Origin of the sequence: Flavobacterium sp. SOK18b (assembly GCF_014156605.1) — a bacterium.
In the GTDB taxonomy this organism is placed as follows: Bacteria; Bacteroidota; Bacteroidia; order Flavobacteriales; family Flavobacteriaceae; genus Flavobacterium; species Flavobacterium tiangeerense.
Genome location: NZ_QKNZ01000158.1, coordinates 1 through 567 on the forward strand (window position 1 = coordinate 1; position 567 = coordinate 567).

1 protein-coding gene is annotated in these 567 nt (G+C 29.6%); it reads left to right on the top strand.

The window, feature by feature from the left end; translation table 11 throughout:
• Positions 1 to 319: 319 nt before the first annotated feature.
• Positions 320 to 567 (top strand): AAA family ATPase (locus DNC80_RS15620; protein ID WP_182652010.1); only part of this gene is annotated, 248 nt, incomplete at its 3' end.

Here is a 567-nt window from a genome sequence, read left to right on the forward strand (position 1 = left end):
CAGCTATACGTTACAATCTTATGCGCCATCCCGAAGTTTCGGTACTGGCGCATAAGGATTTCCACTTCTATCTGGGCTAAGGCGTGCGTATTTCAAGATAGTTTCCGTTTATAAAAGTTTGAAAATTACTCTTTTAATGTAAACATAGTTTGATGATTTGTAACTAATTATTTATATATTTGAGGATAATTATAGTAAGGCGTTTGTTAAACGGAACTACTCATTTTAAAATAATAGTTCTGGTATTGTCAGAACTGTAGGCAAGTTAATGGGAAGCTTACCCAAAAACAGGTAAAAAAGACAAATTTAGAAAAGATATATGATTACAAAAATAGACATAGATAAATTTGGACTTTTTGAAAATTATAAATGGGACACATTCATCGGTAGAAATGAAACATTTAGAAGATTAAATATAATTTATGGTAGAAATTATTCAGGTAAGACTACTTTATCAAGAATCTTAAATTCCATATTTAACCAAAAACTTCCTCTTAACTATGAAAATGGAAAATTTACAGTTACTTTTTCCGATGGTACTTCAATTTCAAACAATGAGCTATCTTC